Below are 26192 nucleotides of genomic sequence, written 5' to 3'. Positions count from 1 at the left end.
CAAGAAAAGGAGGCTCATGGAATGGAGTTTTTAAAAGTTGATAATCTATGTAAGGTATATGGCAGGGGGGAGAACCAGGTGACAGCCCTTGACCATGTTTCCCTGACCATCGAGAAGGGAGAATTTGCCGCGATCATCGGTTCTTCCGGTTCCGGAAAATCCACTTTACTTCATGCTATCGCAGGGGTGGATGTGCCCACAGGCGGTAAGGTATATCTGAACGGGCAGGATGTCTATGCCCAAAGCAATGATAAGCTTGCCATTTTCCGCAGACGGCAGGTTGGTTTGATCTATCAGTTCCACAATCTCATTCCCACTCTGAACGTGGTGGAGAATATTACCCTGCCTATCCTGATGGACAGACGCAGGGTCAATAAGGAAAGGCTGAATGAACTGCTGGATCTGCTGGGGCTGCAGGAACGAAGGACACATCTGCCGAACCAGCTTTCCGGCGGCCAGCAGCAGCGTGTTGCCATCGGACGCGCCTTGATGAACGCGCCCCAGGTCATGCTTGCCGATGAACCTACAGGCAGCCTGGACAGCCGGAATGGGCATGAGATCATTAAACTGCTGAAAGAAAGCAATAAGAAATATGGACAGACCCTGCTCCTTGTCACCCACGATGAAAATATCGCTCTGCAGGCGAATCGTATTATCAGCATATCAGACGGCAGAGTGGTGCGGGATGAGAGGCAGGTGGCACGATAATGAATATTTTTCATAAAGTTGCCCTGCAGGGACTCATAAAGAACCGGACACGGACGCTTGTGACAATTATCGGGGTTGCCCTGTCCGCGGCTCTTATCACAGCGGTGTCCGTCTTTGCCGTATCACTGCAGAATTATATGATAAACGGAGCCGTGAAAAAATATGGTGACTGGCACGTCCAGTTTACAGATGTAGACGATTCTTTCGTACAGGAACAGGCAGAGGACAGCAGAGTCTCGGAAGTGGTATCCACGGAAAACATAGGATTCGCAATGCTAAACGGCGGACAGAATCCCGATAAGCCGTATTTATTCATCGCAGGATTTAACAGGGAAACCTTTGATGCGCTTCCAATCACCCTTCTTTTGGGAAGGATGCCGGAGAACAGCAGCGAAATTCTCATTCCGGCGCACGTTGCGTCAAACGGCGGTGTTAAGATATCAGTGGGAGATACCCTTACCCTTGCAGTGGGAAGCCGCCGCGCAGGGGATGAAACACTCAGTCAGCACGATCCATACCGGCAGGGGGAGGAAAGCCTGTCCTTTTCAGAGGAGAGGACATACACCGTGGTCGGTGTCTGCCAAAGGCCCTCTTTTGAGGAATATGCAGCACCCGGGTACACGCTGATCACCATGGCGGATAACACAGAGGGAGCCGAACATCTCAGCGCATTTGTCACGTTGGAAAAACCAGGCCAGATCCGCTCCTATGTAAAAAGTGCCGCTCAGGGCCATGCCTATGTACTGAACGATGATGTCCTTCGCTTTATGGGAGTTTCAGGGGATAAGCTGTTTAATACACTGCTGTATTCTCTGGGGATCATTTTGGTGGCTCTGGTCATGTTGGGTTCTGTATTTTTAATCTACAATTCCTTTCATATTTCTTTGAATGAGCGGACCCATCAGTTTGGAATTTTTATGTCCGTAGGCGCGACGGAAAAACAACTGCGCAATTCTGTAGTATTTGAAGGTATCTGCATTGGCCTCATCGGTATTCCCGCCGGCATGCTGATCGGTATCCCGGGCATCAGGCTGGTGCTGTCCCTTGTGGCAAAAAACTTTGCAAATGTACTCTACAGTGATGTGCCCCTGACATTGAAAGTGTCTGTGCCTGCCCTTGCAGCTTCCGTGGTGATCAGTATGATAACCATTCTGATCTCTGCCTATATTCCGGCAAAAAAAGCTGCCCGGACACCGGTGATGGAGTGTATCCGCCAGACCAATGAGATCAAGGTGGAGGCAAAAGATATAAAGACGGCGGGATTTACAAAACGCTTCTTTGGTCTGGAGGGGACACTTGCCTCAAAAAATTTTAAGAGAAACAAGCGGCGTTACCGCAGCATTATCCTGTCCCTTTCTTTGAGTGTAGTGCTGTTTGTGTCATCCAGTTCTTTTGTGATGAATCTGAAGCAGACTTCCAAACAGGCGGATGTGGTTACAGATTATGACATTGGTTTTGACGCTCAAAACATGGATGACAGCGAAATGCTTGGGCTTTATGATAAAATGAAAACTGCTGAGGGTGTCACACACAGCTCTTATCAGGCCCTCATGGAGTTTACCTGCTCAGTCAGGACAGAACAGCTCTCAGACGCTTACCTGAAATCCAAGGGGGACACTTTACGGGGGGACACGGAAGATCTGCCCATGGAGATCCAATTTCTGGATGACACCTCCTATCTGCAGATCATAAAAAGCCTTGGATTGACAGCTAATGCGTATACACTGGATGATACCCGTACAAAGGAGTCCATGAAACTGATCGCTGTGGCGAAAATGGAGGATACCACCGGTAAGGCTGAGGAGGTAAGCCAGCTTGAGAATGTGTTCAGGGATTCTACTGTGGATGCAGATCTCATTCCCGAACAGAAGGGAGAACCGGTTACGGAATGGGGGAAAAATGTCAGTATCACCTGTGTGGATCTTGTTCCGCCGGATGCGCCCGCATTCTCAGGAAAATATGAACAGAAGCCGTACTTTTTCCAGATCATAGCTCCCTGGTCCCTGAAAGAAACACTTGCCCCTCAAAACCTTTCTGTTGATGTCAGGGGGAAGGGCATTACATTCCGATCAGACAGCCCCGGGAAGTCAACAGAGCAGATGCAGGCTATAATAGAAGGCACAGGCATTACCTCAGACTATGCGCTTCACAATGTCTATGCCATGCTGGAGCAAAACCGCAACATACTGTTTATTGTGAACCTGTTTGCCGTTGTCTTTATTGCAATGATCTCACTGATCGCGGTTGCCAATGTGTTTAACACCATTTCCACCAACATCAAACTGCGCAGGAGAGAATTTGCCATGCTTCGCTCTGTGGGAATGTCTGACCGGGAGTTTAATAAAATGATGCGGTATGAGTGTCTTCTGTATGGACTGCGGACGCTTTTGTTCGGTCTGCCCATATCGGGGATACTGTCCTGGCTGATCTATAAAGGAATGTTCATAGGCGGCTCGAAAATTGACTTTATTTTCCCGTGGGGCAGTCTGGCAGTCAGTATACTCGGTGTGTTTTTGGTGATTTTTATAACCATGATATATGCCGCGGAGAAGATAAGAAAAGAGAATATTATAGAAGCGCTCAGGGATGATATGGCCTGATTATATAATTTAATAAAGTAGGATCATAAAGAGGACTTCCGGTACAAGTATGTGTACCGGAAGTTTTTTACTATTTGGCCTTTCGGCTTCATAGCAACAAAAACATGCACACAGACTGCCAAAACCGCAGTCTGGCGCGTGGCTGCCTCGGGATAGCCTTGCAAATGCAAGGCAACACCTCATGGGACATTGGTAGGCTGAACTGTTACAAGTTTTTTAGCATACACGCAAAATGTATTGACAAATCATTTAAAATATATTAGTATCAAAAATGAGAATAATATATAAAGTGAAAATAATAAGCCGTAGAATTTTATAATGGGAGGGATGGCAGATGGAGAGTACGGATTTGGCAAAAATTGTTATGAATCCGGTGAGAATACGCATCGCCCAGTATTTCCTGGTCCATGAGCAGGGGACAACAGCTCAGATTGGAGAGGAGCTGAGTGATGTGCCGAAAGCCAGCCTGTACAGGCACATGAAGATCATGGAAGATGCAGGGCTGATACGGGTGGTCCAGGAGAACAAAAAACGGGGAACTGTGGAGAAGGTTTACAAGCTTGAGCAGGAGAACCCCATGGGCAGCAGGGAGCCGGGAAAAGAGGAGGTTGCTCAGCTCATACACAGCTCCCTTCTGGGGATCATGGGAGAGTTCCAGCGGTATCTGAAGAGGGAGGACGCAGACCCGCAGAAGGATATGATATCTCTGACATCTGCAGTTTTTCTTCTGACGGATGAGGAGTTTCAGGAGTTTTTTAGCAAGATGGGTGAGCTGTACAGCAGTATGATAAATAATCAGCCGGACGGAAAACGCCGGCCGAGAAAACTGACGCTGATCTCATCCCCTGTGACAGAGGAAAAGGAAAAGAAAAAGAAAGAAGGCTCAGGCCGGGAGGAAAGAACATGTTAGAAATCAGAAATTTTTCCAAAACGTATAAAGGCGGAAAACGTGCGGTCAGCAATCTGAACCTGCATGTGCAGGCAGGGGATATCTATGGCTTTATCGGACATAACGGAGCCGGTAAAAGTACAACCATAAAGGCAGCGGTAGGCGTTCTGGAATTTGAGGAGGGGGAAATTCTCATTGACGGCAAGGATATCAGAAAGTCACCGGTGGAGTGTAAACAGATACTGGCGTATATCCCGGATAATCCTGATCTGTATGAGCATCTGTCCGGCATTCAGTACCTGAATTTTATTGGCGATATCTATGGAGTTCCGGCAAAAGAGAGAAAGGAATTGATCCAGAAATACGGTGATCTGCTGGAGATTACCGGCAGTTTGGGAGATTTGATCTCATCTTATTCCCATGGTATGAAACAGAAGACCGCCCTTATCTCTGCACTGATCCACAGGCCGAAACTCATGGTACTGGATGAGCCTTTTGTAGGCCTTGATCCCAAGGCAACCCATACGCTAAAGGAAGTTATGCATGAGATGTGTGAGAACGGCAGTGCTATTTTTTTCTCTACTCATGTCCTGGATGTGGCGGAGAAACTTTGTAATAAGATAGCTATCATCAAAAACGGAACCCTGATGGTGGCAGGCAGCACCGCAGAGCTGACTCAGGATGAATCTTTGGAAAGCCTGTTCCTGGAGGTGATCGACCATGACAAAGAGTAAATGCTGGCTTCTGTTCCGGACACAGATGAAAAATGAGTTTGGCAGGAGTCTAAGATCCAGGGGGAGAAAGATGACTTCTTTTGCCATCGGTCTTGTCATACTGATGTTTGTTTTTTATGCGTTTATGCTTGCCTACGGACTGGGAAGTATGGGGATGGCTGAGGTAGTCCCAAGCTATGGCCTTGCCATTACAGGGCTTATCACCTTATTTTTCACAGCGCTCAAGACAAACGGGGTCCTGTTTGCCTATAAGGAGTATGATATGGTCATGTCCCTTCCGGTCAAAACCAGCTCTGTGATCGCCAGCAGATTTCTCACTATGTATGTGCTGAATCTGCTTCTGACGGCTGTTATCCTGATCCCTATGGGAATCGGATATGTGATTTGGGCAGGCCCTGGTTTTGGATTTTATCCGGCGTGGATACTGGGAATCCTGGCAGCGCCGCTGATCCCCACCACTCTTGCGGCCCTGCTCGGAACACTCATTATACTTTTTTCTTCGAGATTTAAATATGCAAATGCAGTTGTCACCGTAGTTTCCGTGGCTGCAACTCTGGCGGTCCTGGTGTTGTCTGTGGGAATGGGGCAGGTCGCGGAAAGCTTTGATATGCCTGAAATACATTCCATAAGCGAAATGATCCTGACACAGGTCCATAGAATATACCCCCCGGCTGTCCTGTTTTTCTATGGCATAACCAAAGGGAGCGCAGCAGCTGTGGCAGCTTTTTTGGCAGGGTCCCTTGTGTGGTTTTATCTTTTTATAAGGCTGATTTCGCCGGTTTATAAAAAACTGAACACCTCACTTGTGACATTTCATTCCCGTTCCAACTATAAGCTGACGGAACTGAAAGCCTCTTCCCAGATACACGCCCTCTACAGGAAGGAACTGAAACGCTTCTTTTCCTCCACGATTTACTGTTTAAATATGGGCATGGGGTGTTTGATGACTCTTGTTGTTGCCGCTGCATTTCTTTTCGTGGGCAGCGACAAGCTTGATCAGTTGACAGGAATCCCCAATATAGCGGAAATGGTTGGCAGGATCATGCCTTTTGCAGTCGGTGCCCTGATATCCATGAGCTGTACTACCTGCATTTCGCTGTCACTGGAGGGGAAGAATCTGTGGATACTAAAATCCATGCCCATTGATGATCTTACTATATACAAAAGCAAGATTTTAATGAATCTCACCCTGCAGATTCCCGTTGCCCTGCTGGCTGCTTTGGTCATCAATATCCGGTTCCCCCTGGCGCCTTCCATGAGGGTTCTGATGTTTGTCACGCCTGTGGTCTGCGCGCTCTTTAATTCCCTGTGGGGAATGTTCATCAATCTGAAGATGCCGGATTATAACTGGACATCCGAGACTGCCCTGGTGAAGCAGAGCCTGCCTGCTATGGCAGGAATGCTGGGCGGCCTTGTGGGTGGCATGATTCCCATTCTGGCAGTTTTGGTGCTGCGCCAGGTGGATGCTGGTATGCTCACCGGTGCCATCACTGTGGTTGTCCTGCTGGGTGCCTGGGTGCTCTGGGGACAGATCAAGAGATCAAAGATTGTAACTATTCAGTAGGTCTGCGCATTTACTGCGCTGACCGTAAGAAAACGTCCGGCGGCCAGGCAAAAATCCCATCGCCACAGGCGATTCTGCATGGATTTTTGCTCGTAACTGTGAGGGTACTGAACAGTTACCAAAGATTTAGCAATTATGCTTTTACATCTCTCTTTTTCAATAAGAAAATGCTGATGCCGGAGAACGCCAGAAAAAAGAGAAGGACACTCAGAAAAAAGAACAGAGACTGTCCTGCCAGGGTATCCTCATTTTTATTGGAGTTCATACCCATGAGCATCAGGGCGTAAGGCCAGTACAGTCCAAGGCCTTTGTTGCTGATGATAAGACCGGCCACACCGCCTCCCAGAGCAATTCCGATAGGTACGGAAAAGCTTCGGATACACATGGATAACAATAGCTGCAGAGTGCCGATAGCCATAGCTGCCAGGGTTCCCCGCAGGATCCAGATGAGGATTTGGGAAGGAACCCATCCGGGAAGCCCGATAAGCTTTCCGCAGATGAGAAAGAGCGCAGCAAGCCATACCTGGGTGATGACAGTCACTTTAAGGATGACTGCCAGTTTGGAAAAAAAGATACCGGGAATGGAAACCGGCGCAGTCATAAGTACATTCCAGTTGTGATTCAGATGCTCCAGACGCCAGAGATAGGAACAGTACAGGGCGATCAGAGGCGCATAGAAGAAGCACGAATAAAACAGAGACAGTTGGGACCATAGGGAATACCATTTTCCTGTGAGGATACCCAGGTTCTGCTCATAATTGAAGGTTCCCATTATAGCCGGAATAATGGGAATCAGAATACAGGCTGCCCAGATAACAGAATGGCGCAGCTTTTTATTTTCAGCTTTGATACACAGACGAATCATATCTTACACCTCCTTTTTTAGGAAGACAGTCCGGCAGATCACGAAAAAAAACAGGCCGAACAGTATAAACAGCACAAAGGTTTCCACAGGGAAAGGAATTTTATAAAATGACATTACGCGAGTCCGGCTGTCATAATCCATGCCGAACGGGGTAAACGCTGAAAAATATCCCCAGAGTACAAAACGCGCCGCTGCCGGCGGGAAAAACATGGAGAACAGCCCCAGAAACGACCCTATAAGACCGACCAGCAACGGTAAAATCTGGTTGGAGGACATCAGGGACAGAAAATGCTGAAGCGTCAGAAGTACGAGACTAACCAGTGTGGTGGTTCCTACATGCAGAAATACCAGCGGCAGAGGCAGTTTCTGGGTAAAATGGCAGAAAGCGCCCATTAAGGGGATCATGATTCCCTCACCGATGGTAAATGCCAGCAGATATTTTAGTTCGTGGATGAATTTCCAATCGTAAAAGCTGCTCCGTTTCTGAAGAGTATAAAGCAGCTTCAGCGTGTTTCCCTTGATTTCCATATCACACAGACGGCTGGCAATAACGGCTGTCATAACTGGTAACAGTACCACATTCAGCAGCGGAAGCTGATACAGAATATAGGAATATCCCATAGCCAGGTCCTCTGCGGTAAAGGAACGCCGATTCACAGATACCCATAAAAACAGGATGACCAGAAAACCCAGGGGGACCAGCCAGATTCTACGGCGGCGCTGTTTTTGTTGTTCGGCAGCAAGAGAACTACTGATGCCATTTCTGATCTTTTTCATAGGCTTATGCTCCTTCCCGTAAGATTGAGGAAAATATCCTCCAGGCTTTTCTGCTGTTCTTCCAGACGAAGAATCCCCAGCTTGTTTTCTACCAGGATACTTCCGGCACGGAGAATGTCTTCATCCCTATCGGATGACAGAAACAGATTTTCTTTTTCCATCATTACCGGAAGCCCCGAATGTTTTAAGAATAGGAAGGACTGCCGGTCATCTGTGGTGCGCAGCTTCATGCGGGCTTTACTGTGTTCATGGAGATTCGCCAGTTTATCCTGAAAGACCAGGGAGCCTTTGCTGATGATCCCCACATGGGTTGCCATCTGATCCATCTCTGAGAGGAGATGGCTGGAAACAAGGACGGTCATGCCGTAACGTGACGGGAGTGTACAGATCAACTCACGCATCTCCTGAATACCGGCAGGGTCCAGACCGTTTGTGGGTTCGTCCAGAAGAAGGATCCGGGGATGTCCAAGCAGAGCAGCAGCCAGACCAAGGCGCTGTTTCATGCCCAGAGAGTATTGACCCACCTTCTTATACTGTTGTTTTTCCATGCGCACGGTTTGCAGAACCTCATCTATAGCATTTTCAGGGACCTGTTTCAGGGTACAGATGATCTGCAGATTTTCCCGGCCGCTCAGATGTCCGTAGTAAGAAGGAGATTCTATGAGGGAACCGGTATCTTTTAGAATAGATAGGCGGTTCCTGTTGTTTACAGTTTTTCCCAGGACTGTGACCGTGCCTGCAGTGGGCTTTGCCAGGCCCAGAATCATTTTCATGGTAGTTGATTTGCCGGCACCGTTGGGACCGAGAAACCCGTAGATACAGCCGCCCGGCACTTTTAAGTCCAAATCTTTTACGACCTGTTTTTTTCCATATTGCTTTGTAAGGGATGATGTTTCTATTACAATTCCCATAATGCTGCCTCCTTTTATTGTTTGGTGATTTCCTGATCCATGTTACATCAGGGAACTTAATATGGGCTAAAGTCTGCCTTATTTTTACCTTAAATTTTGCGCACTTTGTGGATATCAGCTTCGGAATGCTTTATCATAAAAACAGGATGAGGGGATAAAGGAGGGAATCAGATGAATTTATATGACTGCAAAATTTTATTGATAGATGACAATGAAGAGCTGGTATCTATGATCAGGGGAATTTTGAAAAAGAGCGGGTTTGAGAATATATATACGGCAGGAAACTGCGGCAGCGGGCTGGAAGTGTTTTTAAGGGAGGAACCGCAGCTTGTGATCCTGGATATTATGCTTCCCGATGGGGACGGATTTACTTTGTTCCGCAGACTCAGGGAAGAATCGCAGGTGCCGATTCTTTTTCTTTCCGCCAGGGACGAGGACAATGACCGTTTGTTTGGGCTGGGACTGGGGGCAGATGATTATATTACCAAACCGTTTCTTCCCCAAGAACTGATATTGAGAATACATGCCATACTGAAACGTGTCTACTTTTCATTTGTACAGCTTCCAAAAGAGGAGGACGTACTGATCCTGGGGAAACGCCGCGTCTCTTTTGAGAATGCTCAGGTGGCCACAGGCGGGGAAACCATTTCCCTGACTGCCAAGGAACTGCTTCTGCTTAAAAAACTGAACCAAAACAGAGGAAAGATAGTCACCTTTGACGCAATCTGTCAGGCCGTATGGGAGGATTCCTATTACGGATATGAAAATACACTGATGGTGCATATCCGCCATCTGCGGGAAAAGATAGAGGAGAATCCCTCCAATCCTGTCTGGATCCAGACGGTAAGGGGCCTTGGATACAGACTGAAAAAGGAGGAGAAACAGGGATGAAAAGTCTTTTAAAAATCAGCCGCAGGTATATCCTGACAGCTGTATTTATCACTGTTTTTGTGGTGTTTGTCAATCTGGCAGCGTTTCTCTATCTGGCATATACAAGTATGACAGATGAGGAGAGGCAGGAGGGAGGGCTGTCTATACGACAGAATATGGAGAGTATAAGCAGCCGGATATCCGGGCAGGGGGAGGATTATGTACTGTCGCAGGAAGGATATGACATTTTAAAAGAAACATCCTTTCAATGGGCAATGCTTCTTGACCGTGAAGGAAAGGCAGTGTGGGAATATGAGCTTCCCGGGGATATACCAAGGCAGTTTACCATAACAGATGTGGCGTCATTCAGCCGATGGTATCTGGAGGACTATCCGGTCTATGTGTGGCAGCATAAGGATGGACTTTTGGTCTTTGGGTGCGGTAAGGACAGCATTGTGAGGATCAGCACTATTTTAGACGGCACTTTGATGAAGAACGCCGGATGGAATGCGGGGTTATTCGGTGTCCTGAATCTGATGCTGCTTCTAAGTCTGGCTATGGGATTTGGATACCGATTTTATAAATCTTTAAAGCCTGTTGCAGGAGGGATAGAAGCACTTTCCCAAAAAGAGAAAGTGGAGATACCTGAGAAGGGAATGATAGACGAACTGGCAGCAAAACTGAATCAGGCGTCAGAAATCCTCTGTCAGCAGAACAGAAAGCTGGAACAGAGGGATAATGCCAGGACAGACTGGATCGCAGGGGTTTCCCATGATATCAGAACACCCCTTGCATTGATCGTAGGCTATGCGGATGAACTGGAAAAGGACAAAGACCTGTCAGATGCCCAGCGGGAGAAGGCAGCGGTCATACAGCGGCAGAGCCTTGTGATCAGACAGCTCATATCAGATTTGAATCTGACGTCTAATCTGGAATACCAGGCTCAGCCCCTTTCTATGATAGAATATTCTCCGGCAGAACTTTTGAGGGAATGCGCAGCCGATTATTATAACCAGGGCTTGGATGATAGATATGAGATTGAACTGCAAATCGGTCAGGAGGAGGAGCGTATACGTCTGACCGGAGACAGAGGGCTGTTGCTGCGGGCGTTCCGTAATCTGGTGGGAAACAGTATCCGGCATAATCCGGAGGGATGTACGGTTTACTTGAAGATGACTGAAGAAGAAGGAAATGTCAGAATTTTATTTTCAGACAGCGGCCCCGGGATTCCGGCTGCGGTACTCAAGGTGCTGAAACATACCAATACACAGGAAAATTCCCATGTACATGTGATGGGGCTGCGTATTGTCAAACAGATTGCAGAGGCCCATGGGGGCAGAGTGGAGTTTGTGAAGAAAGAGCGGGGAGATGGGTTTGCGGTGGAGATCCATATGCAGGGGTTATCCCTTTAAAAAGAAAGGCGCCCTGGCTTATACAAAGCGGGGAGCCTTTTCTCCATAAATGTTTGTTCGCTGTATCACTGGATTTTAGCCATGACTCGGTTATATCCGTTTTTATATTGTTCCGGCTGATTATATTCGGCTTTTCCCACATAAGTGTCTATCAGGTCATAAACGAGTCCATAGTATTCTCTGCGTTCTTCTCGTTCGGGGCTGAGAAATGCGGTTTTGTCCATTTTATATCCATCCAGGAAACTGTCTGTAATGATCCAGCCGGAAGCCATTTCAAAGTCAGGGTCTCCCCATATGGCCCGGTCAGCATCAATGACCGCGGCCAGACACCAGGAATTCCGGTTCTTTTTCAGCAGCAGGTTGCCTTCCCAGAGATCTGTATGGATGAGGCAGGGGGTATGGACTTGATCAAAGAGGGATTTTCTCCGGATAAACAGAGAAAGGATGGCCTCTGCTTCCTGCCTGGTAAACGCCCGATGCCGGACAGAACGTTCCAGAATATCTGAGACATAGTGATGCAGAAAAGCATACCAGGAATCAAAACCTCTGCCGTGCATACAGTCATAGATACATCCGAACTGCCGGGATGTGATACTGTGCATAAGGGCGGCAGTTCGGCCGGTTTCCCTGTGGAGATCCATCTTTTCCTCCGGGGAAAGGCCTGCTTTCAGCATAACTGTGCTGTCCAGGTATTCGGTAAGCATGAAATCCCTGTCCAGAAGGCTCCGTGTGGTGTCGGATGCCAGGACACGGGGACAGGGGATCTTGTGGCTTGAAAAAAGTTCGTAAACATATGTCTCAGCCTCCATCAGATGTTCCTCAAAACCGAGGAGCAGATGCCGGTTTACCGGACCGAGGCGGAGAATGACCTGTCTGTTGTCACTGCCGCATATAAGGTGGTAGGTGGTGTTGAAAAGTCCGCCTTCCATAAGCCTGGCCTGGCTGATTTCCCTGGTACCCAGGTGTCTGTAAGTGATATTTTTAATATCTTCCAGGGATATTTCTCGGAAAAGACTGCTTTCTGTATTCATTTGATGTATTCCTCCTTTTATGACATATCCGGACTTCCTTTCCTTCTTTTATCCGAATGCATGATTTTTTCTATCATACAGGAGAGCGGCAGATTCTACCAGTGTAAAAATTCCAGATTTACCTTCAAAACTTAATGGTGTTAAACGAAACAGGATGCAGATCAGAAAATCCAGGGATATAGTGACCGCGTGGCAAGGAGAGGTGCGGGTTTCGGGCAGGCAGTGAAGACTCTGTTCCATGGGGAATATGAGGAAGTGAAGGCGCTGGCGGGAAGCATTATACCTATGGTGGTCATAGGCGATTCAAATGTCGCCCACAATTTCCTGCAGCGCCTCTAAAAAACGAAGAGCCAGTTTACTGATCATCATATGTTCATTGCGAATTTGTCCCACAGTGAGTTTTCCCTGTCCGTATATGGGGATATAGACCCAGCTTTCATCATGCAGGGTACCGGGATAAGATCCCGCCGTAATACAGTAGGCGTCGCTGTGGAGCATCAGGCTTGTGGCGCTGGACCGGTCGGAGACGATCAGATGTTTGTTAATATGAAAAGGCTCCAGTATGATTTCCGACATGGAATACGTGTTACTGTGGCTTTGATTGTAGGAGAGAAAAGGATACGGCGCTAAATCAGATAAGGTGAGGCCGGCTTTTTGACCAAGTGGGTGATCTCTCCGCATACAGGCATAGGGCAGAGTCTCAAAGATAGGTTCAAAGATCAGATGGGATTCTTTTATGACACGCTTTATGACTGTGCTGTTTAACGGACTCAGATATAAAAGCCCCACTTCACTTTTCAAAGACTTGACATTGTCAATGATATCCTGGGTCTGGGTTTCAATGTACATAAATTCATATAATTCATCTTTTACGGAATCTACAACCTTTGAAAATGCTTCAGAGGCAAAGGGATAATGTTGGGAACTGACGGTAAAATAGTGCTTGCTCACACTTCCGATCTCATACCGTTTTTCCAACGTATCCATTTGCTGAAGTACCTGTCTGGCATAAGCCAGAAACTCCGTACCCTCATCTGTGAACAGAACTCCCCGGGGAGTACGGACAAATAATGATTTTTGGATTTCTTTCTCCAGTTCGGCAATGGATTTGGACAGGCTGGGCTGGGCAATATATAATTCCCGGGCAGCTTTGCTGAGTGAACCATATTCGGCTATGGAGGCCACATATCTTAATTGTTGTAATGTCATAGAATCCTTCCTTTAGCATATCGCTGATAAAATCACTGAAAATACATATTCTAATGAAACAAAATGACAGTGAATTGAATGAACTTGAAATAAGATTGTATCATTCTACCATAGAACACCTATAGTTTCAAGCTATGGCTGGTGAATTCTTTTAACTATTTGAATTTGTTGTTAGTTTCATTTTATAATGGGTTTAATCAAAAAAGCATAATACTATTTCAAAAAACAGAAAAATATTTCAAATCAATACCAAAAGTGAAACAAAATTTTTCTTTGGAGAGGAGTGTCCGGAAACTCTTCTTTTATGGGGCATGGAATGTTTATGTTTTTTTGCACAGGCAGTGTAAACGGAATCACGATTTTATATCAGCGCTGATGCAGCATAACGGTACATAAAAACGATTTGAAGGTTGGTCTTAACTGGAAGGTGTTTGACAAAAAGTGTGGAGGTAAAAAATGAAGAATGCAGAAACAAAAAAACATGAAAAGGGTTCGATTAACAAGCTGGCGTTTTGGCCGGCATTTATAGGACTGATATTATTACTGCTTATCGGAATCTTTTTCAAAGAACAGCTGGCTTCTGTTCTTAATACCATGTTGTACAGTATGGCAGATAAAATAGGGTGGGTTATCAATCTGTTCGCGCTGGTATGTTTTTTATTTGTAATGTATATTATGATAAGCAAATTTGGCGATATCAAGATCGGCGGAAAGGACGCTAAGCCGGAGTTTACAAAATTCCACTGGATCGCCATGACGATCTGCGGAAGTATTGGTACAGGGCTGCTGTTCTGGGCCATGGGGGAACCGTTATATAACTTTTTTGAGCCGCCTGCATATGCCGGCTGCCAGCCGGGATCTCGTGATGCTGCGATTTTCTCGATCTCACAGGTTATGTGGCAGTGGTCTTTTGTTGAATTTGCTCTTTATGGAGCCTGTTCTGTTGCATTTACGGTTGCTGTCTACAACCGACATAAAAAGCTTCAGTTCAACTCCGTATTAGACCCTGTATTCGGCCGGCGCCAATGGCTGGAAACCCTCATTCACGGAGTTATGATATTTGCCATGGTTGGAGGATGTGCCAACTCCATGGGTGTTGGTTTGATGCAGATCGGAGCGGGATTGGAATCTGCATTCGGAATCAGTCAGTCGAATCTGATCTACTTGTTAGTGGCGGTTTTCATCGGTGTGATGTTTGTCATCATGAGTGTATCGGGGATTCATAAAGGTTTGAAATATGTATCTACCATAACCTTTTTTATTTTCTGCGGCCTTCTGATCTATGTTTTTATCTGTGGTGATACCGCATTTATAGGCAAGCTCTCAACAGAATCCTTTGGAAAAATTTTGGATAACTGGGGCTCCAAAACATTAGTCAACAATACACTTTCAGATGATACATGGTATGCTAACTGGATCGTTCAATACTGGGCTTCCTTCATCCTGTATTGTCCGGTATTCGGAATGTTTTTCTGCAGGATGGCAAAAGGGCGTACGCTCAGAGAGTTCCTGGTTGTCAATGTTATTATTCCGGCGATTTTCTGCGTCACATGGATCGGCGTTTTCGGCGGACAGACCATCAGTCTGCAGACCAGCGGTACTATGGATGTGTGGGCAATGGTTCAGGACTATGGAATGCAGGCGACTGTCTTCCAGATAATCAAGTCGCTGCCTATTGGAAATATTGTGCAGATCGTATTTATCATTGCCATTATTGGCTCCTTTACAACTATGGCAGACCCCATTGCATCTGTTCTCGCCACAATGTCTGTGCATAATCTGACCGTGGATGATGAGGCACCGAAAAAATTTAAGATCATCATGGGTCTGTTGATCACAGCTACCGCTTATACAACGGTTGCAACTGATGGCGTCAATGCGGTAAAGGCCATGTATGTCATACTGGGTGCGCCCATTATGATCATAGTGGGAATTTGTATCGTATCCTACTATTATATAAAGTCATAGTCTTTCTTTACCTTTTCTACAGGTTTGACTATGCTATTTTAAGATACTGTGGATTGGTTATCACCTCCTACCACTTGATGGTTTAAAAAAGGCTCCAACCACAGTCTCTTTGTTTATTTGTTAATCAGTTAGTTACCGCATGACGGTTTATCAAGAAGTAGGTTACGATTGCAAGGAGCCCTGTGGATCTTAAGACAGTATCAATACTTTATATCAGGAGGTCCTATATGATTTACGTAGGAATTGATGTCGCAAAAGATAAGCATGATTGCTTTATCACAAACTCTGATGGCGAAGTCCTTTTCAAGGCTTTTACCATCAAAAACAATCTCGATGGGTTCGACGAGCTTTATCAGAAAATAGAATCCGTTATGGAAGATGCTTCTAAAGTAAAAGTAGGCCTAGAAGCCACTGGACACTATAGTTACAATCTTCTCGGATATCTGCTTGATAAAGGTCTGGCCACCTTTGTTATCAACCCGTTACATACTAATCTGTACAGAAAAAGTCTAAGCCTTAGACAGACGAAAACGGATAAAGTTGATGCCCATACAATTGCTTCTATGCTAATGTCTGACGTGAACTTAAAGTCCTACTCAGACACATCGTATCACAACGAAGAGCTTAAGTCACTTACTCGCTATCGTTTTGATAAAGTTAAAGAACGCGCGAAGCTTAAAACATCTATATCCCGTCTTGTATGTATCCTTTTCCCTGAGTTAGAAAAGCTTGTTCCAACACTTCATCAGAATTCTGTTTATGAGTTACTCTACGAATTTCCTGGTGCAAAACAGGTAGCTAATGCACATCTCACAAGACTTTCAAATCTTCTTGAAACCGCATCTAAAGGCCACTACACAAAAGAAACCTCTATCGCTTTTAGAGAGGCTGCAAGAACCTCTATCGGTTCAAATATGCCAGCTAAATCGCTTGAATTAAAGCACACCATTAAGCTCATTAGAGAGCTAGATTCTGAAATCGAAGAGATTGAAAACGAGATTAAAGTCATCATGGATGAAATCAATTCTCCAATCCTTAGCATTCCTGGAATCAGCTATCGAATGGGTGCCATGATTATTGCTGAAATAGGTGACTTTAGCCAATTCGACTCTCCAGATAAGATCCTTGCTTATGCAGGAATGTCGCCTTCTACCTATCAATCCGGCCAGTTAGATAACTGTTATGCCAGAATGGAAAAACGTGGTTCTAGATACCTTAGATATGCTCTGTTTAATGCAACCGCATATGTTTGTCTATGGGATCCAACCTACAAGGCTTATCTTGCCAAGAAACGAGCTGAAGGCAAGCATTACTATGTTGCAATGTCTCACGCGACCAAGAAACTAGTTCGGCTAATTTATCATCTCGAACGCACTGGACAGCAATACCAAAAAGCAATCTAATTCTTCCAACATCATATCTTCTTGTCAGAGCATCATACTCGATGCTCTATTTGTCATGCAATTTTCAAGGTACTGATTGCGATGAATAAGTCATCGCCACTATACTCAAAACATCTCTGTTTTTGAAACTATTTATTGACTTTCTTTAATAGTTAGTCTTTTTTAAACAGGCAAAAGAGGTCAAGCAATATCCGAATGACCTGTTGCCGGAATCCGCAAATGACGATGAAGAATGAGAATATAAGAAAAAAGTGAGGTATCTCTATGAAATTAACACCATATGAACAGGAAATGCTGGATGGAAAATTCGGCCGCTTTAAACAGATCGCGTTGGAAAATGTTTTAAAATATGCCCGTGTGGTAGGTGCAGAAGAACTGGTGGAAGTCACAAAATCCACACTGTACTTTGGAGCACATTCCTATCTGGAAACCTGCAAAGCAGATACATACGATGAAATTTTCGCGAAAATGTATCTCTGCACAGATGAAAAAGTAGAATTAGGGGAATTCGAGAAGACCTGCTACTGTCAGACCTGTGTTGCACCCTGCGACCAGTATGATTATGAAGTGACCCATCTCCCAAAAGAGCTGTTTGACAAAAATACCGAATATCTGAGTCGTACGCTGAAGGCCGGCTGCTGTATTGCCGGTTCCTGCACCCCGTACCTGAACGGCTGGGTTCCGTTATTTGGAGAGCATGTAGTCACATCAGAGTCCAGCAACATTACTATGAGCAACTCGGCATTCGGAGCACGATGCAATGCAGACGGAGAGGAAGCGATCACATGGATCTCTATCTGCGGACGCGCTCCAAAATGGGGATTTTATCTTCCGGAAAACCGTTATGCGGATACCGTATATCATATTGAGTGCAGATCAGAGACAAGATTTGACTGGGATATCATCGGATATACGGTAGGGCGCATGCTGCCTTCCGCCGGAGTTCCTGTATTGACAGGCGATTTCCACAGACCAACATTGACCATGTTAAAGCAGTGCTTTACTGCCATGGCCACTACAAGTGCATGTGAGCTGTGCCACATAGTCGGAGTGACACCGGAGGCTCGTTCCCTGGAAGACGCCAGAGGAAACAAACCTCTCAGGGGCGAATTTACCATTACTCAAAAAGATTATGAGGAATCATACCGCCAGATCTGCAGTGCGGGGGAAGGAAAGATCAACTTTGTATTACTGGGATGTCCCCACTATAGTCTGGAGGATATTCAGCAGGTGGCCAATTATATCCATGGGAAAAAAGTGGCGGAAGGTGTAGAACTCCATGTCTGGACAGATATGTCTACCCTCGCAATGGCTAAGGCCAGTGGTTTTGTTAAAACCATAGAGGATGCCGGAGGCAATGTGTTGTCAAGCAGTTGTGCCATGGTCATGGATCCCGCAGCTTTCAGTCATGTGACAGCTATGGTGACGGATTCCGGTAAACAGGGGCACTATATGCACTCCTGCTTCGGAACGGAGAAACATGTTCCGATCTATTATGGCGATGTCTGTAAATGTATTGATGCCGCTGCGGCAGGCTATTGGAAAGGAGAAGCATAATGGAGAATAGGATCATCAAAGGACGCGGAGCCTATGAAGGAGTCATGGAAGGAGAAGCGCTCGTCCTTCCTGACAGTGTACAGGGATGGGCCGGATTAGACGAAAAAACGGGTATCATCATAGAAGAAGCCAACAGCAAATTCGGTGCGTATATCGGCGGAAAGATTCTGATCCTTCCCTGTGCTAAGGGGAGCAACGGATGGGCCAGCCATTTTTATTCCGCTTCTGTGGCCGGACATAAGCCCACTGCATGGGTCATCGAAAAACTGGACTCCCGCTGCGCTGCCTGTATTGTGGAACTGGGCATACCTACAGTTGTGGAGACTGAGGAAGAAGCCTGTAAGATCATTCATGATGGAGACTATATCCGTGTGGATGGCAATAAGGGAATCGTAGAAATACTGAAACGGGCGGAATGAAAAAACAACAGTAAAATTTTATACTTTCTGAATATTTAAAGAGAGACATCCATAACCTTATGATGAATGAAATAATAATGAAGTATTTCATGCATTGGAGGGATTATGGATGTTTTTTTATTATGACGCCACGTATCTTCTGGTCCTTGCAGGTGTCGTGCTCTGTGTGGCGGCATCGGCAAATGTAAACCAGACTTATAAAAAGTACAGTACAGTGGGAAATGCCAGACACATGACAGCAGAACAGGCAGCCAGGACTATACTGGAGCGGGCAGGGATCAGCCAGGTTAGGATCGAGAGAGTGGGAGGGAGCCTGACCGATCATTATGATCCCAGAAATAAAGTGCTGCGGCTGTCTGAGGCAGTTTACGGCTCTGAGTCAGTGGCAGCCATCGGTGTAGCGGCACATGAGTGCGGCCATGCCATACAGGATGAGGTGGGATATGTACCCATCAAGATCAGAGGAGCCATTGTTCCGGTGGTGAATCTCGGCTCTGCCTTATGCTGGCCCTTGTTCCTCATTGGACTTTTGATGGGGGCACCCGGCCTGGTGAACATAGGGATCATTTTGTTCTCCCTGGTGGTTGCGTTTCAGTTGGTTACGCTTCCGGTGGAGTTTAACGCATCCGGCAGAGCTATGCGTATACTGGACGGAACAGGAATCCTTTCGGGGAGTGAACTGCAGGGCGCCGGGAAAGTGCTGCGGGCCGCCGCGCTTACTTATGTGGCATCTGCGCTCTCCTCTATCCTGCAGCTCCTGCGCTTGGTACTGCTGTCGGGAAGACGGAGAAATTAAGTTTACTTTTTCTGCCGCCGGCGGTAGAATAAAGGCAAGAGTAAAAGGCCGGAGGAAGGATATGGCGGAGGGTTACGAACATTCAGAGGAAAAGGCTCATCTGGAAGAAAAAGATCATCTGGAAGAGATGCTGGATAACTTTGCAAAAGCAACAGAGCTGGGGATCATAGCGGTCAACACTTATGGAGAAGTCTTTCTCGCCAGCAAAGACTACTATGAGTGCACATACTGCCGTCAGGTACAGAATACGGAGGCGGGGAAGGCACACTGCAGGCGTACCTACAAAAAGGCGTGCAGACAGGCTTTTATGTGGAAGGAACCGTATTTTTTTGTCTGCCATGCAGGTCTTGTCATGTGGGCAGTTCCCATCTATGCCGATGGAACAGAGGTGGGAGCTGTCATGTGCGGACAAGTCCTTTTGTGGGAGCCGGACCACATCTTTCACCAGGATGCGGAAAAATTCTGCGGGAGCGTGGAAGAGAGAGAGGAAATGGAGCGGAATATAAAAAAGCTGCGGGTGATCTCAGCGGACCAGTGCCAGTCCTCTGCCAACCTGCTGCAGGTCATGATGCAGTATCTCTCCAAAACGCAAAATGCAATCTTTATGGACCAGAAGAATCTTCTGAGCTGGCGCGATGCCATGACGACCAGGATCGAGGAGAGGAAAAAGACACTGGAAAATGAAAAATTTGACTGGTCTGTCTATCTGAAAAGGGAGAAACGGTATCTGCAGTATGTGCGCATGGCAGACAAGGATAAAATTCAGAACATGCTGGAGATGCTGTTTACAGACATGGAGATACTGTGCTCCTATGACAAGACGCTTGTGAAGTCAGCACTGCATGATTTCATGGCTGTGACTGCCAGGGCGATCGTGGAGGCAGGGGCGGACAGCGAGGTTGTCATGAACGGCGTGAAACATTACAGGCAGGATATGAAACATGTGGAGAACATTGAGGAGATGATGGAGCTTACCTATCGGATGCTGAACCGCTGGTTTGACAGTATTTATCTTTTGGGAACAGATGATCATATCAGTGTCATGAAAACAGTCAGGGAATACATAGAAGAGAATTATAATAGAAAAATAACCCTGGATGACATCTGCGGCCATGTGTTTTTGAGCAGGTCTTATCTCTGTACCTTGTTCCGCCAGAAAACGGGCGGTACCATAAACGATTATATCCTGAGAGTCAGGATCGAAAAATCCATTGAGTTGATGAGAAACCGGGAACTGAGCATAAAGGAGATCATGAGACAGTGTGGATTTGAAAGCCAGAGTTACTATACAAAAACCTTCCGAAGACTGATAGGGGTCAATCCCGGACAGTACAGGAATAAATTTTTATAGGAGAGACAGAATGGATATATATGAAGAGATCAGGCGGAATCTTCTGGGTGGGAAAGCCGACGAGGTGGTTAATCTCATAAAGAAAGCAATCGCCGTCTGCTATCCTCCGGAATCGGTGCTGAAAGAGGGGCTGATCCTGGGAGTGGATACACTGGCGTACAAGTTCCGCAACAGTGAGGTCTGTGTGCCGGAGGCCCTGAGGGTGGCCCGGGCACTGAATGCGGGTCTCAGATGCCTGACCCCTTATCTGGACCAAGGCGGGGCAAGGCAGTGCACAGCGGTCATCGGCACTGTGGAGGGGGATGTCCATGATATCGGAAAGAATCTGGTCAAGATATACCTCTCCACCCTGAATATAGACATGGTGGATTTAGGTGTGGACGTGACAAAGGAGGAATTTGTGGAGGCGGCTGTGGAGAATGAGGCCAAGCTTGTCATGGCATCTGCGCTTCTTCCAACAACAGTCTGTGAGCTGAGGGGGATCATAGAGGAGCTGGAGAGAGCCGGAATAAGGGACAAGGTGATTGTCTTTGTGGGAGGCCTGTCCGTCAGCAGAGAATACGCGGAGGAGATCGGAGCGGACTATTACACCAGGGATGCCATTGAACTGCGAGATTTCCTGAACAAGAACCTATCCAAAATCCTGAAAGAAATATAGAGCAATAAATAGAAAAATAAAGCAAAAGTAAAGGACCCTGTTCTGTGGTATCCTTGATGTATCAAAAGAAGATACGTATCGGGGATGCAGTAGAACAGGGTTTTAAGTTATGTATTATGGAGGAGGTAAAGACATGAGACCATCGATCAAGTATTTAAGTGAGGCGGAAGTAGTACGGGTACATGAAAAAGCATTGGAAATGCTGGAAAATCTGGGTATGAAATTCGAGGGCGCAGAGGCAAGAGACTATTTTGCGAAAGCAGGGGCAGAGGTGTCCGGCCAGATTGTAAAGATACCACGGAATATTATTGAGGAGGGGCTTAAGACGGTTCCCAAGAGGGAGGAATTCGTTTTATATGGAAGGACTCCTGACAAAGACGTACATGTGAAAGACAGGGTGCCGTCCCTGGCGGCCATGACCATGGCCACCCATGTGCTGGACCCGGAGACAGGATTGCGCAGGAAAGCTACGGACAGAGATCTTGCCCTGATCACAAGGATCATGGAAAAACTGGACACGGTGACAATTGCCAGTGCACTGGTCACCCCACAGGATGTACCCATGGCAGCATCAGACTGGTACACCTGGGCCACTTCCATCAAAAATACCACAAAACACATCACAGGCGGAGCTGTGGGGAAAGAGGGCGTGCGGGATGCTATAAAGATGGCAAGCCTGGCGGTGGGAAGCGAGGAAGAGTTCCTGAAACGGCCTTTTATATCTTTCTGGGTCCTGACCATGCCGCCGCTGCGTGTGGATGAGAATACATCCAATGTACTGATGGAGGCCGCTGTGCATAAGGTGCCTTCTGTCATCAGTTCCGGAGGTATTCTGGGCATGACATCGCCTATGTCAGTGGAGAGCGCGCTGGTGCATACCCATGCGGAGACTCTGGCCTGCATAGCCCTGTCACAGCTTGTGAATCCGGGGGCGCCTGTTATCTATTCCAGCTATGTGCGCAGTATGGATATGAAGACCATGTGCATCAACATGTCCTCACCGGAGAGTATCATCATGAAGGTGGGAATGTCACAGATGGGAGATTATGTGGGGCTGCCCACAAAGATGCCCGCCAACCTGCGCGACGGCAAGGTTCTGGATGCGCAGGCAGGATTTGAGACCGGTATGGGCGGACTGGCAGGAGCGCTGAGCTGCGATTTCATCGTTTCCATGCAGCTTGATATGGACCTTATGGTGGACTTCGCAGATATGATTTATTCGGATGAGTGTATGCAGATCCTGCAGAGGATGGCACGTCCACTTAACTTTGACGATGAGACTCTGGCCTATGATAATATGGAGGAAGTGGGGCCCGGCAATACATTCCTGGAGACAGACCACACCTTTGAACATTTCAAGGATGAAATCTGGATGCCAAGATATATGGAAAGGGGTACCTGGGAGAACTGGGAAGCAAACGGCAGCCGTGATATCCGCAAGGTATGCGCGGAAAAAGTAAAGGATATGCTGGAAGAGCTGCGCGATCATGAAATCCTTCCAAAGGATGTGAGGGATGCCATCGACGCTGTTGCTGCCGGTTCCTCGGAGAAGGCGAAGAATATCAAGCGTTAGAGGGGGAGAATGCTTATGGATAAGACAAAAGGCAAGACCATAGGGCTGCTGGCCATGGTGGTAGTCGTCACGATATACGGTGTGTCTTATATTTCCAGAGCTGTGATCAGTGAATACCTTCCTACGGTAGTGATCCTGGTGATCCAGATGGCTATTATGACAATTTTGTTCACCGGGTATAATCTCATAACCAGAAAAAATATGAAAGTAAAGAAAAAGGACTGGGGTATCATCATCCTGTCCGGCTTGTTTGGAACTACATTTTTCCACGGGTTCACGATTCTGGGAGTCAACGCTGTGGGAGCTACGGTTTCGTCCCTTCTTTTTGGATTTGCCGCTGTTTTTGCACTGATCATGGAATTTGTGCTGTTTCACAGGAAGAAGACGAGAATGGGGATTTTGGGAATCCTGGTCTCCCTGGTGGGTGTGTATATTCTTATGGGAGTGAAGATCGGGGACCTGATGGCCACCAATTTCAAGGGATATGCGCTGTGCTTTCTGAATATTATTTCCTGGGTCATCTATTGTTTCCTGACAGACAGGATATCAGACGGTTATGAGAAGACGGTACTGCTGAATTACCAGGCCCTTGTAGGGGCAGTCACCACCCTGCCGTTTTTATTCTTCTATCAGATAGAGCCGTCAGTCCTGGCAAAACCGTCGGTGTTTATGAATCTGATCATATTGGGAGTATTTAATTCTACAATTGCTTATTTCTTAAATATCTTTGCGATCAAAAAGATCGGGGTACTGCTGTCAAATCTCATGATGGATTTTCTGCCTGTGGTAACCATTTTGACTTCACTTGTGCTGTACAGGACCATTCCTACAGCAAACCAGATCATTGGGGGTGTCATCATTTTGATTTCCGTGTTCATGCTGGACAGAGACCAGAGGAACCTGGACGCACAATCCCCTGTCGTTTGAAACAGAAGAGGGGCTGTCGGTTAATACTGATTTTTAAAGCCCCTACACCAAAACAAGCATATCCCGCAGATTTCCTTGCTTTTCAGCAAAGGACGTTCTGCGGGATATGCTTGTTTTTCTTTACTTCTCCTATTTTAGGGCGCAAAATCCCCTTTTTACATATTTGCAGCTCCGCTCTGGCAGCTAAGCTGTCTTTTGATCAGATTTTCCTGCGTATTTCTCGATCTCATGGTAAAGAAACCGATGATATTTATTTATATTCCGGCCAATTGCATACAGCATGAATTCTTTATACACTTTTTCTGAATTGCGGTAATTGAACCGACGGAAGTTTTCGTTTTCCTTGATGTCCCCGAAGTGCCCTTCGGTCTGGATGGAACGGATCTGGCGCTTCAGGATCCCCTTCTCACTCTGGATGTTGGCATTGGATGCTTCTTTCAGTTCCTCCCACTGCTCATTGATCTTCATGACTTTATTTCGGTCACTGTTTTTTTCCGCATTGTACTTATACAGACAACGGGATTTATGTTCACAGCCGCTGCAATCTGCACATCCATAGACTTCCCATGTCTGGCTATACCCGTCCTGCTCCTTACTTTCTGTCCGGATATGACGAAGCTCTCTTCCGTCATGACAGATATAGTAGCGCTCATCTTCAAAGATATGGGTTGTCATGTTGTAATATTTGCTGATATCTTCTTTATAGGCACGGGTTTTCCGTTTTTCGTGATCCTGGAGTTTGATATAACTGGCAATCCCATTGTGTTTCAGATACAAGAGGTTTTTCTCGCTGCAGTATCCGCTGTCTGCTGTCACTTCATCCAATACTTTACCAAAGGCTTTCTGATGCTTCTCCAAAACCGGGATCAGGGTGTTATAATCTGTACGGTCATTGCTCACGTATCCGTGAACGATGAAATAGTTCTCCACCGCGATCTGAACGTTGTAAGCTGGTTTTAACTGACCGTTGAGCATGTGGTCTTCCTTCATCCGCATAAACGTTGCTTCCAGATCCGTTTTGGAATAACTGTTGCGGTCTTTCCCCATGATTTCAAAGCATTCTTTATATCCCATCAGGCGGTTTCCGCATTCCTCCAGTTCCTCATACAGTTTTTGAAGCTCGGACTTCGTTTTTCCCTTACTGTGGACGAATGATATCCCCTCACCTTCTGTAATCTGCATCAGATTCTTCTGAAGCTTCAAAATCTCAAGAGGGGAGCAGTTATCTATTTCGATGATTGTATTGTTTGAGAGCTTCTTATGCTTTGTCAGTTTTCGTTTCCGGTTTTCATCAATCACACGCCTGACTTTTTCCATGCCTTCGATGATGAACATCTTTGCATCCCCAAGGTCGTATTTCGCTGCATACCCATTTTCATGCAGAAGTGTATTGTACTTTTCATAAAGTGCATCTATCTTATCCAAAAGACCTGCAAGATGGTAATTGATGCTCCCTCTCCAGACAAAAGTATAGCGGTTTGCATTGGCTTCCAGCTTCGTACCATCAATAAAGAGTTCTTTGAGCGTGATCAGGCCCTCTTTTTTCAATTGGCGCATGAATTGGTAATTCAGCTCATCCAGAAGATCACCCGTCAGTTTTTTATTCTTGAATTCATAGAAAGCATCCCGCTTCGGTTTCTGCCCTTTGGTCAGCCAGATAAAAGCAAGGTCCCTTTCGCATGATTCAACAATACGGTCAACAGAACGCACTCCGCGCATGTTTGCGTAGGTAACGACAGCATACATCATGATTGGATTGTACCCGGTTCTTCCCTTATCTGAACAACAGGCAAGCAGGCCTGAAAAATCTAATTCCTCCATCACTTTTTTTAGGGTATAGACTGGATCGTCATCGGGTAAATGCAATTCGAAGAAACTGAAGTTAATTTTCTGTTGCCCTAAATCAAAAAATTCGTTATAATAATCTTGTTTAAGCATAGTTCTATTATAACATGGAACGGAGGAAAAGA

Annotated in this window: 23 protein-coding genes; 17 read left to right on the top strand and 6 right to left on the bottom strand. The window is 46.4% G+C overall.

The window, feature by feature from the left end:
• Window positions 1-21: 21 nt before the first annotated feature.
• From BLCOC_RS21635 to BLCOC_RS21615, 5 genes are all read left to right on the top strand, one after another.
• On the top strand, window positions 22-708 hold the full coding sequence (locus tag BLCOC_RS21635) for an ABC transporter ATP-binding protein (RefSeq protein WP_018594557.1): 687 nt from the start codon (window positions 22-24) through the stop codon (window positions 706-708).
• Window positions 708-3308: an ABC transporter permease gene (locus BLCOC_RS21630; RefSeq protein WP_115623340.1), complete on the top strand. Its 2601-nt coding sequence runs from the start codon at window positions 708-710 to the stop codon at window positions 3306-3308. The genes BLCOC_RS21635 and BLCOC_RS21630 overlap by 1 nt, the downstream gene beginning before the upstream one ends.
• Window positions 3309-3642: 334 nt before the next feature.
• Window positions 3643-4218 carry a helix-turn-helix domain-containing protein gene (locus BLCOC_RS21625; protein ID WP_018594555.1) on the top strand — a complete coding sequence of 192 codons (576 nt, stop codon included), beginning with the start codon at window positions 3643-3645 and terminating at the stop codon, window positions 4216-4218.
• Window positions 4212-4931, top strand: a complete 720-nt coding sequence (locus BLCOC_RS21620; RefSeq protein WP_018594554.1) for an ABC transporter ATP-binding protein — start codon at window positions 4212-4214, stop codon at window positions 4929-4931. Before BLCOC_RS21625 ends, BLCOC_RS21620 begins: the two co-directional genes overlap by 7 nt.
• Window positions 4918-6495: a hypothetical protein gene (locus BLCOC_RS21615; RefSeq protein WP_115623338.1), complete on the top strand. Its 1578-nt coding sequence runs from the start codon at window positions 4918-4920 to the stop codon at window positions 6493-6495. Before BLCOC_RS21620 ends, BLCOC_RS21615 begins: the two co-directional genes overlap by 14 nt.
• A 133-nt stretch (window positions 6496-6628) precedes the next feature.
• On the opposite strand, the gene BLCOC_RS21610 is transcribed toward BLCOC_RS21615, so the two are convergent.
• The 3 genes from BLCOC_RS21610 to BLCOC_RS21600 are packed head-to-tail and all read right to left on the bottom strand — an operon-like array spanning window position 6629 to window position 9048.
• Window positions 6629-7360 carry an ABC transporter permease gene (locus BLCOC_RS21610; protein ID WP_018594552.1) on the bottom strand — a complete coding sequence of 244 codons (732 nt, stop codon included), beginning with the start codon at window positions 7358-7360 and terminating at the stop codon, window positions 6629-6631.
• A 3-nt stretch (window positions 7361-7363) separates the two neighbouring features.
• Complete coding sequence (locus BLCOC_RS21605) at window positions 7364-8137, bottom strand: ABC transporter permease (protein WP_115623337.1); 774 nt, start codon at window positions 8135-8137, stop codon at window positions 7364-7366.
• Window positions 8134-9048 carry an ABC transporter ATP-binding protein gene (locus BLCOC_RS21600; RefSeq protein ID WP_029467996.1) on the bottom strand — a complete coding sequence of 305 codons (915 nt, stop codon included), beginning with the start codon at window positions 9046-9048 and terminating at the stop codon, window positions 8134-8136. Before BLCOC_RS21600 ends, BLCOC_RS21605 begins: the two co-directional genes overlap by 4 nt.
• A gap of 171 nt (window positions 9049-9219) precedes the next feature.
• On the opposite strand from BLCOC_RS21600, the gene BLCOC_RS21595 reads away from it, so the two are divergent.
• Both BLCOC_RS21595 and BLCOC_RS21590 read left to right on the top strand, forming a co-directional pair.
• Window positions 9220-9939 (top strand): response regulator transcription factor, encoded by a 720-nt coding sequence (locus tag BLCOC_RS21595; RefSeq protein ID WP_018594549.1) that lies wholly within the window; start codon window positions 9220-9222, stop codon window positions 9937-9939.
• Window positions 9936-11330 (top strand): sensor histidine kinase, encoded by a 1395-nt coding sequence (locus BLCOC_RS21590; protein WP_115623336.1) that lies wholly within the window; start codon window positions 9936-9938, stop codon window positions 11328-11330. Before BLCOC_RS21595 ends, BLCOC_RS21590 begins: the two co-directional genes overlap by 4 nt.
• 65 nt (window positions 11331-11395) lie before the next feature.
• Here the strand turns inward: BLCOC_RS21590 and BLCOC_RS21585 are convergent, their stop codons facing one another.
• Window positions 11396-12361 carry a phosphotransferase family protein gene (locus tag BLCOC_RS21585; protein ID WP_115623335.1) on the bottom strand — a complete coding sequence of 322 codons (966 nt, stop codon included), beginning with the start codon at window positions 12359-12361 and terminating at the stop codon, window positions 11396-11398.
• 189 nt (window positions 12362-12550) lie between these two features.
• Here BLCOC_RS21585 and BLCOC_RS21580 point away from each other — a divergent pair, with 189 nt between their 5' ends.
• Entirely contained in the window at window positions 12551-12700 is a 150-nt protein-coding gene (locus BLCOC_RS21580) for a hypothetical protein (protein ID WP_155857177.1), read from the top strand.
• Here the strand turns inward: BLCOC_RS21580 and BLCOC_RS21575 are convergent.
• Complete coding sequence (locus BLCOC_RS21575) at window positions 12665-13570, bottom strand: LysR family transcriptional regulator (protein WP_029468000.1); 906 nt, start codon at window positions 13568-13570, stop codon at window positions 12665-12667. The genes BLCOC_RS21580 and BLCOC_RS21575 overlap by 36 nt on opposite strands.
• A gap of 456 nt (window positions 13571-14026) precedes the next feature.
• On the opposite strand from BLCOC_RS21575, the gene BLCOC_RS21570 reads away from it, so the two are divergent.
• The 9 genes from BLCOC_RS21570 to BLCOC_RS21530 all read left to right on the top strand — a co-directional run bounded on the left by BLCOC_RS21570 (window position 14027) and on the right by BLCOC_RS21530 (window position 24222).
• Window positions 14027-15538 carry a BCCT family transporter gene (locus BLCOC_RS21570; protein ID WP_115623334.1) on the top strand — a complete coding sequence of 504 codons (1512 nt, stop codon included), beginning with the start codon at window positions 14027-14029 and terminating at the stop codon, window positions 15536-15538.
• Between the two features lie 227 nt (window positions 15539-15765).
• Window positions 15766-16941: an IS110 family RNA-guided transposase gene (locus BLCOC_RS21565; protein ID WP_115622538.1), complete on the top strand. Its 1176-nt coding sequence runs from the start codon at window positions 15766-15768 to the stop codon at window positions 16939-16941.
• A 264-nt stretch (window positions 16942-17205) separates the two neighbouring features.
• Complete coding sequence (locus BLCOC_RS21560; RefSeq protein ID WP_029468001.1) at window positions 17206-18498, top strand: aconitase X; 1293 nt, start codon at window positions 17206-17208, stop codon at window positions 18496-18498.
• A complete protein-coding gene (locus BLCOC_RS21555) occupies window positions 18498-18917 on the top strand; it encodes an aconitase X swivel domain-containing protein (protein WP_018594543.1) in 420 nt (139 codons plus the stop codon). The genes BLCOC_RS21560 and BLCOC_RS21555 overlap by 1 nt, the downstream gene beginning before the upstream one ends.
• A gap of 109 nt (window positions 18918-19026) precedes the next feature.
• The gene (locus BLCOC_RS21550; RefSeq protein WP_029468003.1) at window positions 19027-19713 is read left to right on the top strand and encodes a zinc metallopeptidase; all 687 of its coding nucleotides are present in this window, start codon (window positions 19027-19029) and stop codon (window positions 19711-19713) included.
• Window positions 19714-19774: 61 nt separating this feature from the next.
• Window positions 19775-21064: a PocR ligand-binding domain-containing protein gene (locus BLCOC_RS21545; RefSeq protein ID WP_029468004.1), complete on the top strand. Its 1290-nt coding sequence runs from the start codon at window positions 19775-19777 to the stop codon at window positions 21062-21064.
• 10 nt (window positions 21065-21074) lie between these two features.
• On the top strand, window positions 21075-21722 hold the full coding sequence (locus BLCOC_RS21540) for a cobalamin-dependent protein (RefSeq protein WP_018594540.1): 648 nt from the start codon (window positions 21075-21077) through the stop codon (window positions 21720-21722).
• Between the two features lie 133 nt (window positions 21723-21855).
• Complete coding sequence (locus BLCOC_RS21535) at window positions 21856-23295, top strand: trimethylamine methyltransferase family protein (RefSeq protein WP_018594539.1); 1440 nt, start codon at window positions 21856-21858, stop codon at window positions 23293-23295.
• Between the two features lie 15 nt (window positions 23296-23310).
• On the top strand, window positions 23311-24222 hold the full coding sequence (locus BLCOC_RS21530) for a DMT family transporter (RefSeq protein ID WP_029468005.1): 912 nt from the start codon (window positions 23311-23313) through the stop codon (window positions 24220-24222).
• Window positions 24223-24405: 183 nt separating this feature from the next.
• On the opposite strand, the gene BLCOC_RS21525 is transcribed toward BLCOC_RS21530, so the two are convergent.
• The gene (locus BLCOC_RS21525; RefSeq protein WP_115625424.1) at window positions 24406-26160 is read right to left on the bottom strand and encodes an IS1182 family transposase; all 1755 of its coding nucleotides are present in this window, start codon (window positions 26158-26160) and stop codon (window positions 24406-24408) included.
• Window positions 26161-26192 lie beyond the last annotated feature (32 nt).

The sequence above is a fragment of the Blautia coccoides genome (genome assembly GCF_034355335.1).
In the GTDB taxonomy this organism is placed as follows: domain Bacteria; phylum Bacillota; class Clostridia; order Lachnospirales; family Lachnospiraceae; genus Blautia; species Blautia producta.
The sequence above is the reverse complement of the archived record's forward strand: the minus strand, read 5'-3'. Positions and strand labels throughout refer to the sequence as shown.

Bases quoted from the DNA above. Each gene is read 5' to 3' on its own strand.
- BLCOC_RS21610 (WP_018594552.1), bottom strand. From the start codon at position 7,360: ATGATTCGTCTGTGTATCAAAGCTGAAAATAAAAAGCTGCGCCATTCT.
- BLCOC_RS21570 (WP_115623334.1), top strand. From the start codon at position 14,027: ATGAAGAATGCAGAAACAAAAAAACATGAAAAGGGTTCGATTAACAAG.
- BLCOC_RS21615 (WP_115623338.1), top strand. From the start codon at position 4,918: ATGACAAAGAGTAAATGCTGGCTTCTGTTCCGGACACAGATGAAAAAT.
- BLCOC_RS21595 (WP_018594549.1), top strand. From the start codon at position 9,220: ATGAATTTATATGACTGCAAAATTTTATTGATAGATGACAATGAAGAG.
- BLCOC_RS21625 (WP_018594555.1), top strand. From the start codon at position 3,643: ATGGAGAGTACGGATTTGGCAAAAATTGTTATGAATCCGGTGAGAATA.
- BLCOC_RS21555 (WP_018594543.1), top strand. From the start codon at position 18,498: ATGGAGAATAGGATCATCAAAGGACGCGGAGCCTATGAAGGAGTCATG.
- BLCOC_RS21565 (WP_115622538.1), top strand. From the start codon at position 15,766: ATGATTTACGTAGGAATTGATGTCGCAAAAGATAAGCATGATTGCTTT.
- BLCOC_RS21535 (WP_018594539.1), top strand. From the start codon at position 21,856: ATGAGACCATCGATCAAGTATTTAAGTGAGGCGGAAGTAGTACGGGTA.
- BLCOC_RS21605 (WP_115623337.1), bottom strand. From the start codon at position 8,137: ATGAAAAAGATCAGAAATGGCATCAGTAGTTCTCTTGCTGCCGAACAA.
- BLCOC_RS21635 (WP_018594557.1), top strand. From the start codon at position 22: ATGGAGTTTTTAAAAGTTGATAATCTATGTAAGGTATATGGCAGGGGG.
- BLCOC_RS21630 (WP_115623340.1), top strand. From the start codon at position 708: ATGAATATTTTTCATAAAGTTGCCCTGCAGGGACTCATAAAGAACCGG.
- BLCOC_RS21590 (WP_115623336.1), top strand. From the start codon at position 9,936: ATGAAAAGTCTTTTAAAAATCAGCCGCAGGTATATCCTGACAGCTGTA.
- BLCOC_RS21575 (WP_029468000.1), bottom strand. From the start codon at position 13,570: ATGACATTACAACAATTAAGATATGTGGCCTCCATAGCCGAATATGGT.
- BLCOC_RS21550 (WP_029468003.1), top strand. From the start codon at position 19,027: ATGTTTTTTTATTATGACGCCACGTATCTTCTGGTCCTTGCAGGTGTC.
- BLCOC_RS21600 (WP_029467996.1), bottom strand. From the start codon at position 9,048: ATGGGAATTGTAATAGAAACATCATCCCTTACAAAGCAATATGGAAAA.
- BLCOC_RS21540 (WP_018594540.1), top strand. From the start codon at position 21,075: ATGGATATATATGAAGAGATCAGGCGGAATCTTCTGGGTGGGAAAGCC.
- BLCOC_RS21530 (WP_029468005.1), top strand. From the start codon at position 23,311: ATGGATAAGACAAAAGGCAAGACCATAGGGCTGCTGGCCATGGTGGTA.
- BLCOC_RS21585 (WP_115623335.1), bottom strand. From the start codon at position 12,361: ATGAATACAGAAAGCAGTCTTTTCCGAGAAATATCCCTGGAAGATATT.
- BLCOC_RS21560 (WP_029468001.1), top strand. From the start codon at position 17,206: ATGAAATTAACACCATATGAACAGGAAATGCTGGATGGAAAATTCGGC.
- BLCOC_RS21525 (WP_115625424.1), bottom strand. From the start codon at position 26,160: ATGCTTAAACAAGATTATTATAACGAATTTTTTGATTTAGGGCAACAG.
- BLCOC_RS21545 (WP_029468004.1), top strand. From the start codon at position 19,775: ATGGCGGAGGGTTACGAACATTCAGAGGAAAAGGCTCATCTGGAAGAA.
- BLCOC_RS21620 (WP_018594554.1), top strand. From the start codon at position 4,212: ATGTTAGAAATCAGAAATTTTTCCAAAACGTATAAAGGCGGAAAACGT.